This window comes from Bacillus sp. AFS040349 (assembly GCF_002577655.1).
Lineage (GTDB): Bacteria > Bacillota > Bacilli > Bacillales > Bacillaceae > Metabacillus.
The window spans coordinates 60678-71164 of the sequence record NZ_NUMC01000006.1 but is presented as its reverse complement, the minus strand read 5'-3'; the positions used below and the strand labels follow the sequence as shown (position 1 = coordinate 71164).

Sequence of the window (10487 nt, the reverse complement as noted above, 5' to 3'; positions counted from 1 at the left end):
GGGGGTCGAGCACTGTCACTTCCCGAATTTTGTCGAATGAATACATTAGTATACGCAACAAAGGCAGGGCTAACACAGCTCCTGCCTTTCTTTATAATTGTTATCCTTGTTCTATAGCGGATGGATTTTTGACGTGATCAATTTGGTATTGAATAGCAGCTTTACAAAGTGTTTTAGCAGCAATAAGTAGAGCTTTCTCATCAATATCAAATTTAGGATGGTGATGAGGATAAGCATTTTCCGCTTTCACAGGCTTAGCTCCAGTAAAGAAAAAAGTTCCTTTCACATTTTGTAGATAATAGGAAAAATCTTCCCCACCCATTTGAAGTGGGCTTTCCTCAACTTTAAAAACACCTGGTACGCTTGGTGCAATTTGTTTTAAAAACTCTGTTTCTTCCTCATGATTAACAACCGCTGGGTATCCTCTAAAATATTCATACTCATAATCTGCATCGTTCATAAGACAAGTTCCTTTTACAACCTTTTCAATTTCACGTTCAATTTGTGTACGAACATCTTCATCAAAGGTCCTGGCTGTGCCAATAAGCTTTGCTGAATTTGCAATAATGTTAAAGGCATTTTCTGCAACAAATGAACCAACTGTTACTACAGCCGATTGAATTGGGTCTACTCTACGGCTGACAATTTGTTGTAAACTTGTTACCACTTGAGATCCTATTAAGATTGCATCCTTTGTTTTATGGGGTTGTGCACCATGTCCGCCTTTTCCGCGAATAGTAATTTCAAAGCGGTCTGCAGCAGCCATTAAGGGACCAACACGATACTGAATTGTACCGACAGGTTCAGTAGCCCATAAATGTGTACCAAAGATCACATCAACACCTTCTAAGCAGCCGTTTTGAATCATGGATTTTGCTCCACCTGGTGCGTATTCTTCTGCATGTTGGTGAATAAGGACAATATTTCCGTTAAGCTGATGACGATTTTCATGAAGTGTTTTTGCTAACACAAGTAATGTTGCTGTGTGCCCATCATGTCCACATGCGTGCATCACGCCAGGAACAGTTGATTTGTATTCAACATCTTTTTCATCCTGAATTGGCAAGGCATCAAAATCGGCTCTTAGCGCAACAGTAGGACCTGGGAGATCACCTTTAATTGTTGCTACAACCCCGTTACCACCAACACTCCCACGTACGTTAACACCAAGTTTTTTATAATAATTTAAAATATATGCAGATGTTTTTTCTTCTTTAAAAGAAAGCTCTGGATGCATATGTAAATATCTGCGAATGGTAACCATTTCTGAAAAATAACTGTCTAGAGTAGACCAGAGATGATCAAGCATCGTATTCCCCCTTGATAGAGATTGTTAGTATCTATGAGTTTTCTCATATAAAAAGCCATGTGAAATCATATGTTTACAAAGTAAAATGTATTAAAATAGATTCGTATTAATATTAGATAGATTGTATTGAAAAATTTTGAAAATTTCAAGAAAATAATTTGAAGAAGGATATAGCTTTCCTAGTGGTCATGTAATGGTTGGACTTCTTCTGTTTGGAACAAACACTTATAAACTATTGAAAAAAACAATTGATAAGAAAATGAAACAAATTATTTTAGTTTGTACAAGTTTAATAGTCCTTGTAATTGGGTTGAGCCGACTGTTGGAAGGAGAGCATTTTTTAACAGATGTAATTGGGGGAATGATTGCTGGTTCTCTTTTGCTAATTGGAATTATACATTTAGATTTATATTTACATAAAATAGTCATTACCAGAAAATCAAAAGGCGATATTTCTATTTAAAATTCAGTATAATGAATAAATAAAAAGTAAAATAAGAAACCAACTCCAGCGTATTATTGAGTTGGTTTTTTATTTTATTGAACAGGTGAACCAGGCGGGTAATAATAAGGAGGAACTTTAATCCAACCACGCTTACGCATTAACGTTTTTAATGTTGTTCCAAAAGCTACCCATTCTGTATAGAAATTTAGCCAGAGTAAGCCAACATCATTACGGATAGCATCAGCTTGTCCTTTTGCACATGCTTGCATACACAGGACTAACTTAAATGCAATTCCATTTGTAAGTTCATCGTCTGTCAGCTTAACACCTAAAGGAACTTCCTTTGGGTTTGACTCTGGTTTGGCAGATGTGACATCTGGTAAAGGTACACCTTCTTTTTTCATAAAGTCACTTAACCTTTTTACATGAGATTCACACAATTTGACCGCATCAACAAGTATTTCTCTTACCTCATCATCTGAGGTAGTGTTTAATCCAACTTCTTCATAACGAATAAACTCTTCTAGCATCGTTAAATACTTCCAAAGGTCACCAACCTCAATGACATGTAGAGGAGAGTGAGGTTCGTCTATTTTATCAATCGTTGTTTTTAATGTATTCCATACAGCTTCAAATGGATTAGGCAACTTCTTCACCTCCTATTGTTTTTTAGTATGACTTTATAATTTACAAAAGATGTAAAAGAATTTGATTTTTTAATAGTTTCTTTTCTACGGTAGTTATTTAAAGGGATAAACTTATTGCATCTAGAATATTAGATAGACAGAACTAAAAACGAGGGGAGAAAGATAATGAAGTATAAAACACTAGGGAAAAGTGGCTTATTAGTTTCTGAGTTATGCTTAGGCGCCATGACATTTGGAAAAGAAGTAACAGAAGAGGATTCTATTCGTATGATTCACAACTTTCTTGATCAGGGTGGTAACTTTATTGATACTGCAGATGTTTATGTTGGTGGGGAATCAGAAAAAATAGTTGGTCATGCCATTAAAGAACGCCGTTCGGAGGTTGTCTTAGCTACAAAAGTTAGAATGAGGGTTGGTCCACATCCTAATGACTTTGGATATTCAAGACGTAGAATTCTTGAAGGTGTAGATCAAAGTTTAAAAAGGTTGAATACGGACTATATTGATCTTTATCAACTTCATGTTTGGGATAACCTAACACCAATTGAAGAAACAATTCGAACATTGGATGACCTTGTTAGTTCTGGCAAGGTGAGATACATAGGCTGTTCAAACTTTCTTGCATGGCAAATGATGAAAGCTTTATCATATAGTGATTTTCATAATATGGTCAGATTCATTTCCATTCAGCCACAGTATAGTTTGATTAACCGGGAAATGGACCGTGAAATCTTACCTCTTTGCAGAGAGGAAAATGTTGGGGTAATTCCTTGGGCACCGATTGGTGGAGGATTTTTAACAGGCAAATATAAACAAGGTGAGTCTCCTACAACCGGCAGGCTCTCTAAAGGTGTGGGTGAGTCTAGCTGGGAGAACCGAGATAATGACAAGAACTTTAAGATTTTACAAACAGTCGAAGAGATCGCTCAAGCAGTTGATAAAACACCTGCACAGGTTTCCCTAAAGTGGCTTCTACAAAAAGAAGAAATCACATCACCTATTTTTGGTGCCAGCAGCCTGGAGCAGTTTAATGAAAATATGGGAAGTGTTGATTGGGAGTTAACAGCTGGACAATGGAATCAACTAGATGAGGTAAGCAAGATTCCTAGCGAATATCCGACAAGATTTCTTGAGAAATTCCAAAGATAACAAGAAAGATCCTGTTAAACAGTTTTGTTTACAGGATCTTTTCTATTCTTTACTAAAGTCTTTAATCTACAATAAAAACATAGCTACAATAGTCGTTGCGACTAAACCAATCGAAACAGGAAGAAGATTTCTTCGAGCTAATTCAAACGGATCCACTCCACAAATCGCCGCTGCTGGAATGAGGGCCCATGGAATAATGGTTCCTCCTCCAACCCAAATAGCTGTTACTTGACCTAATGCTGTTAATGTAGCAGTACTAACTCCGATTGCCGTTGAAAACAGTTGTGCAATTGAACCAGCGAGAGATATACCTGAAAAGCCTGAACCATCAAGTCCTGTTAGTATCCCTACACCTGTTAATGTGACGGCTCCAACTTCCGGTGTTAAAGGAACAATATTTGCAAGAGCAACACCTAAATCATTGACGATTCCTTCAGAAGTCTCTGGAAGATAATGACCGACAATGTCGTAATATCCCGCATCACCCAAATAAAAAAATGCAGCAATTGGAATAACTGGCCCAAACACTTTAAATCCAAATTGAAAGCCTTCTATTAAATAATTCGTCGATTCCTCAAGTCCCCGTTTCTTATGAGCTAAACAGGTTGTGAGAATTAAAATAAGTAAGGCTGTTCCACCTATTAACGCGGTGGCATCTCCACCTTGTAGATTTAATGTAATCATTAAAATAACATCCATTACAAAAATGATTGGGATCATAATGGCAAGCCATTTTTTTGTTGTTGTTGATAACAAGCTGTGATCTGTCTCTTCAGTAGGAGATGATGTTGAAACGGTTGGAAAATCTTTACCTAGTCTTATGTCTCTTTTTAAAAGAAAAAAAGCAGAGATTGTCGTTACAAGTCCCATTGTAATAACAAGTGGGATACTTGCTTCAATCACATCTCCAACTGGGATTCCGGCTGCTTCAGCGGTAAGCTTAGGAGCTGCCTGAATAATAAAGTCCCCAGAAAGAGCAATTCCATGACCGAACAAATTTATTGCTATTGCCACACCGAGTGCAGGTAATCCGGCCCGAATGGCCACTGGTAACAATACAGCACCTATTAATGCAACTGCTGGTGAAGGCCAAAAGAAAAAGGAAATGATCATCATTAAAATTCCAATTGTCCAAAAGGCAGTTGTTGGATTTTTAATGATTTTTGAGAATGGTAAGATCATAACTTCATTAATGCCTGAAATGGTCAAAATCTTACTCATTGCGACAATAATTGAAATAACGAGTATTGTCGGTAACAGTTGTGTGATAGCAAAGGTAAAGCTATTAAAAAGACTTGTTATCGAATCACTAACAGAAAGTGTTGAAAAAGCAGCTAATGAGAGTATACCTACTATACAAACAATCGTTGTATCACGTCGGAAAAGCATAAAGCCGATAATCCCAACTATAAACAGTAGATAAACCCAGTGAATGAGTGTTATTTCTACCAAATTATGATCACTCCTCAGCAAAAGCCTAAATGGTTTCTTTACACTTTATGAGGAATGAGGATAAGATGTGAGAGGGAAATCAAAGGATGAATTATATATTTATTTGATTGTAGATGTAGAAATTTAGGATCATCTGTGTAGAAATAAGATGTCATTTCCAAGGAAATATTGTCAAAATGACACAGGAATTGAATGAGTTATAGGACAAGAGGCTGACCTGCTACTTTGGTCAGCCTCCTTAAATGTTTATTCGTCGTTATTAACAATTGAATAGGTCGTTACATATGAAGGGCGTGGGAAAATAGATTGTCGGTCAATTCCTTCTTCTGAACCTCTTTTTTTATGTGCATGCTCGTATGCTTTGGAGTTCTGCCAATCCTTAAAGTGTTTCTCACTTTCCCATAATGTTAAGATAATATAAGTATCACTGCTTTTTGGTCGCAACACACGGATAGCGGAGAAGCCTGGCTCATTTTCAATCATCCGGGCTCTTTCGCTGAACCGTTTTTCAAATAGTGGCCTTCCTTCATCTGAGACAGGAATATTGTTTAAAACAGCAAATGAACCATTTTTAATGTTACCAGTTGAATCTAATACCTCATAAGTTTTTGGTTCCTTAAAAATCGTTTTAGCATCTGATTCGTGAAAAAGTACTCCAGTGTCCTGGTTAGCCATGAGTAGAAGGGTATGGTCGGCGTGGCTTTTTTCTAATTTTGCTAAATAATCAACAGTGCCATATGTGATGTATAGCTTCAATTCGTTTCACCTCAAGTAAAGTTTATTTAGTTATATTATATCAACTGTTTTTTATATATTTCCATTTTTAGTGTTTTCAACACATATACCTTCCTATTATTAACAATACTAAGCTAAAAGGGGTGATGATATGAAAAAGAAACTTCTTTTATCAAGCATTGCATTAGTTAGCGTCGTAATCTTTGCTCTATTAGGTTATCTTTTTATTATCTTTATGGGGAATTATGTCATCGATGAAGAAAAATTAGTAATGAATACAGCGTCAAAGCTTGTTGATGTTGAGGGAAAAGAAATTACAAAGCTTTACATCGAAAATAGAGAGCTTGTCAATATTTCTGAAGTTCCTGAATATGTTCAAAAAGCTTTCATTTCAGTTGAGGATCAGAGGTTTTATGAGCATCACGGAATTGATGCTAGAGCCATAACACGTGCCCTTTATAAAGATATTTTGGCTGGGGGAAAAGTAGAAGGTGGTAGTACAATTACTCAACAACTAGCCAAAAATATTTTTTTAACAAATGATAAAACACTTCTAAGAAAAACAAAGGAAGCGATCATTGCAGTTAACTTAGAAAAAAGGTATAGCAAAGCCAAATTACTAGAAATGTATTTAAATCAAGTATATTTTGGACATGGAGCATACGGGATAAAGGCTGCAGCAAAGTTATATTTTGATAAAGATGTTTCAGAATTGAGTCTTGAAGAAGGGGCGTTGCTCGCAGGAATTCCAAAAGCGCCCTCAACATACTCACCGATCGCAAATCCAGAAAAAAGTAAGCAAAGACGGAATGTTATTTTAAGTTTAATGGGAGATCAAAGCTACATCACTTATGATGAAGTTGTTAGAACTCAAGGGAAAACGGTTAAGCTTAATGTAAATAAAAAACAAGAAAGTCCATGGCTTACTACTTATATTGATATGGTTTTTGATGAAGCAAAAGAAACGTATGCCATTTCGAATGAAGAATTATTAAGAGGTGGATATACCATCAAGGTTCCACTACAAATTAGCTTGCAAAAATCTGCTTATGATTTATTTCAGAATAAGGAATATTTTCCTGGAACAGATGATTTTGCACAAGGAGCTTTTATTTTACTTGATAACAAAACAGGTGGGGTTATAGCTGCAATTGGTGGTCGTGATTATGTACCAAAAGGATTAAATCGACTTAATGCGAAACGACAGCCTGGCTCAACATTTAAACCAGTTGCTGTTTATGCTCCATCAATAGAAACAAAATTATTTAAACCATACTCGTTACTAAAAGATGAGCAGTTAACATATGGTGATTATTCCCCTAAAAACTATGATAATCAGTATGACGGAGAGGTATCTATGTTTGAAGCGCTTATTTCATCAAAAAATGCTGCTGCTGTTTGGACGTTATCAGAAATAGGGATAAAAACTAGTAAAGAATACTTAAAATCTCTCGGAATGGGGATTAAAGATGATGGTCTTGCAATTGCCCTTGGTGGACTGTCTGAAGGGGTAACACCTATTCAAATGGCGAATGCATATCGGACCTTTGCTACAAATGGCAGTTACAGTGAACATCATCTTATACAAGAAATAAAAAATAGAGATGGCAAAGTAATAGCCGAGCATCATTCAAAAACGAAAGATGTGTTTTCACCACAAACAGCTTGGGATATGACACGTATGCTGCAGCATGTTGTTACAGAAGGAACAGCACAAAATGGTCATTTTAAAGGAGAGTTAGCAGGTAAAACAGGAACAACTTCTTATCCAAATGTCCCTGGAGCCTCAAAGGATGCCTGGTTTGTTGGATACACGGAAAATGTAGTTGGTGCTCTTTGGATGGGCTATGATCAAACAGATAAAGAACATTATTTAACACATGGAAGCTCTTATCCAACTAAGCTTTTTAAAGACATTCTAAATGATGCTAAATGGGATCAAGATGTAGCCTTTGCTATGCCTGAAGGTGTACAGGACCTAGAAAGCCCTATAAGAATAAAAGAGATAGACCAAGTTGAAGCGAGATATACGTTCAAACCACTAGGGTTAATTACATTAACGCTTGAGTGGGAGCCTTTAAAAGATGAACGGGTAGAATACCGAATCTATGAGCATTCAGATGGAAATTCAACAGAGTTAATAGGTACGGTTAAGGGGACAGGTGTCTATGAGATACCATTTGCTAATGTGTTTTCAGAATCCTCTTATTCGGTTGCTCCTTTTAACACGCAAACGAATGAAGAAGGAATTCAAACGAAATCACGGAAACCTACTTTATTTAGTTCAAATAATTGAGGTGAAAGGAAAGCTTAGCTGATTTCGTCTTTTTTTTGACATTTGCATATCTAAGCTATACAACAGGAAATGAAACCGTTATAGTTGAAAGGGCAGAGAGTTTAATATAGAATAAATATTACTTTATAATTAATATTATTTAATAAAGGGGTTAGCCCCTTCTACATAGAAAGGTGGACTTTTTTGGATGGCTGAAAAAAAGATCAATGATACGTTTCTAAAAGCGTGTCGTGGAGAAAAAACGGACTATGTTCCAGTTTGGTATATGAGGCAGGCAGGGAGATCACAACCTGAATACCGGGCAATTAAGGAAAAATACAGCCTGTTTGAGATTACGCATCAACCGGAACTTTGTGCTTATGTAACGAGATTACCGGTAGAACAGTACGATGTTGATGCTGCCATTCTATATAAAGACATCATGACTCCACTTCCAGCTATAGGAGTAAATGTTGAAATTAAATCAGGAATTGGTCCTGTTATTGATGACCCGATCCGATCAATGAGAGATATCGAGAAATTGGGAGAAATAGATCCGGAAAGCGATGTTCCTTATGTATTGGATACTATTAAATTGCTTACTGAAGAGCAATTAACTGTTCCGCTTATCGGATTTACCGGAGCTCCTTTTACCCTAGCTAGTTATATGATCGAAGGTGGCCCATCTCGAAATTACAATAAAACAAAAGCATTTATGTACTCAGAGCCACATGCATGGTTTGCATTAATGGATAAGCTAGCTGAAATGAGTATTACATATGTAAAAGCACAAATTCGCGCAGGTGCTAAAGCTATTCAAGTTTTTGATTCATGGGTAGGGGCTTTAAATGTTGCAGATTATCGTACATTTATTAAGCCTACGATGGAGAGAATTTTCAGTGAGCTTAAGGATGAGAATGTACCTCTTATCATGTTCGGTGTTGGAGCTAGCCACCTTGCTAAAGAATGGCATGATCTGCCACTTGATGTAGTTGGCCTTGACTGGAGATTACCTGTTTCTGAGGCACGTTCCATGGGATTGACAAAAACTTTACAAGGAAACCTTGATCCAGCAATCTTACTTTCTCCGTGGGAAGTAATTGAAGAAAGAGCAAAAGCTATTTTAGATCAGGGAATGCAGCAAGACGGATATATTTTCAATCTAGGTCATGGTGTTTTTCCGCAGGTAAATCCAGAGTCACTAAAAAAATTAACTTCTTTTGTGCATGATTATTCCAAAAAGGCAAAGGTAAGCAACTAAGGCATAATAAAAGATAGTACTTTATTGAGGTGAATAATATGAGTGAGAAAAAAATGGGATTACTAGTCATGGCGTATGGTACGCCTTATAAAGAGGAAGACATTGAGCGCTACTATACTCATATCCGTCATGGTCGTAAGCCGGCTCCTGAGATGCTACAGGATTTAAAGGATCGTTATGAAGCAATCGGTGGAATTTCTCCATTAGCTAAAATTACATTAGAGCAAGCGGAAAAGCTTGAACAACATCTAAATAGCATACAAGATGAAATTGAATTTAAAATGTACCTTGGCTTAAAGCATATCGAGCCATTCGTTGAGGACGCTGTAAAACAAATGCATGAGGATGGAATTACAGAAGCTGTGAGTATTGTATTAGCACCTCACTTCTCAACATTTAGTGTAAAGTCGTATAATGGACGAGCTAAGGAAGAGGCTGAAAAGCTTGGTGGATTAACCATTACATCAGTTGAAAGCTGGTATAAAGAGCCTAAATTTATCAGCTATTGGGCAGATCAACTTAAAGAAACATACAGCGGCATGACTGAAGAAGAAAGAAACTCTTCTGTTCTTGTCGTTTCTGCGCACAGTCTCCCAGAAAAGATTATCGCAAATGGAGATCCATATCCACACCAGCTTCAAGAAACAGCTGATTTAATTGCAGAAGCTGCTGGTATTAAAAAATACGTAACAGGCTGGCAAAGTGCTGGTAACACTCCAGAGCCTTGGTTAGGGCCAGATGTTCAAGATCTTACTAGAGATTTATACGAAGAAGGCTACAGAACCTTTGTTTATATACCAGTAGGGTTTGTAGCTGACCATCTCGAAGTTCTTTATGATAATGACTATGAGTGTAAAGTAATCACAGACGAACTTGGTGCAAGTTACTACCGCCCTGAAATGCCAAACGCAAAACCAGAATTTATTGATTGTTTATCAACAGTTGTACTAAAGCATTTAAATGAATCAAACTAAAGTATATTTTCTAAAGCAGTGAATTCAATTTGAGTTTACTGCTTTTTTGTTTGCTATTTAATAGTTAACATTTATTTTTGACCACATTGTTGATTGGAGTGGAAGGCATGAGACTCCTGCGGGAGAAGCGTGTCAAAGGGAGACCCCGCAGGCGCATGCGCCGAGGAGGCTCCCGGACCGCCCGCGGAAAGCGAATGCCTGTAACGGAAATCAACAACCAAGTTATAGAACTACTATTTA

General features: G+C 37.0%; 8 protein-coding genes and 1 pseudogene. 5 read left to right on the top strand and 4 right to left on the bottom strand.

Translation table 11 applies throughout. The features are described 5' to 3' along the window. Positions 1-100: 100 nt before the first annotated feature. The gene (locus COD11_RS00890; protein WP_098794883.1) at positions 101-1309 is read right to left on the bottom strand and encodes a M20 family metallopeptidase; all 1209 of its coding nucleotides are present in this window, start codon (positions 1307-1309) and stop codon (positions 101-103) included. 178 nt (positions 1310-1487) lie between these two features. On the opposite strand from COD11_RS00890, the pseudogene COD11_RS00885 reads away from it, so the two are divergent. Then, positions 1488-1772, top strand: a pseudogene (locus COD11_RS00885) (phosphatase PAP2 family protein); the annotation flags it as partial. A gap of 74 nt (positions 1773-1846) precedes the next feature. On the opposite strand, the gene COD11_RS00880 reads toward COD11_RS00885, so the two are convergent. Further along, complete coding sequence (locus tag COD11_RS00880; RefSeq protein ID WP_255301511.1) at positions 1847-2410, bottom strand: DUF3231 family protein; 564 nt, start codon at positions 2408-2410, stop codon at positions 1847-1849. Positions 2411-2566: 156 nt separating this feature from the next. On the opposite strand from COD11_RS00880, the gene COD11_RS00875 reads away from it, so the two are divergent. After that, entirely contained in the window at positions 2567-3550 is a 984-nt protein-coding gene (locus COD11_RS00875) for an aldo/keto reductase (protein WP_098794880.1), read from the top strand. Positions 3551-3616: 66 nt separating this feature from the next. On the opposite strand, the gene COD11_RS00870 is transcribed toward COD11_RS00875, so the two are convergent. Beyond that, a complete protein-coding gene (locus COD11_RS00870; RefSeq protein ID WP_098794879.1) occupies positions 3617-5002 on the bottom strand; it encodes a hypothetical protein in 1386 nt (461 codons plus the stop codon). A 246-nt stretch (positions 5003-5248) separates the two neighbouring features. Continuing rightward, a complete protein-coding gene (locus COD11_RS00865) occupies positions 5249-5758 on the bottom strand; it encodes an antibiotic biosynthesis monooxygenase family protein (protein WP_098794878.1) in 510 nt (169 codons plus the stop codon). 130 nt (positions 5759-5888) lie between these two features. Between COD11_RS00865 and COD11_RS00860 the strand changes: the two genes are divergently transcribed. The 3 genes from COD11_RS00860 to hemH all read left to right on the top strand — a co-directional run bounded on the left by COD11_RS00860 (position 5889) and on the right by hemH (position 10247). Further along, positions 5889-8033 carry a transglycosylase domain-containing protein gene (locus tag COD11_RS00860; protein WP_098794877.1) on the top strand — a complete coding sequence of 715 codons (2145 nt, stop codon included), beginning with the start codon at positions 5889-5891 and terminating at the stop codon, positions 8031-8033. A gap of 187 nt (positions 8034-8220) precedes the next feature. Continuing rightward, positions 8221-9273, top strand: a complete 1053-nt coding sequence (gene hemE / locus COD11_RS00855) for a uroporphyrinogen decarboxylase (protein ID WP_098794876.1) — start codon at positions 8221-8223, stop codon at positions 9271-9273. A 38-nt stretch (positions 9274-9311) separates the two neighbouring features. Next, entirely contained in the window at positions 9312-10247 is a 936-nt protein-coding gene (gene hemH, locus COD11_RS00850) for a ferrochelatase (RefSeq protein WP_098794875.1), read from the top strand. Positions 10248-10487: the final 240 nt, after the last annotated feature.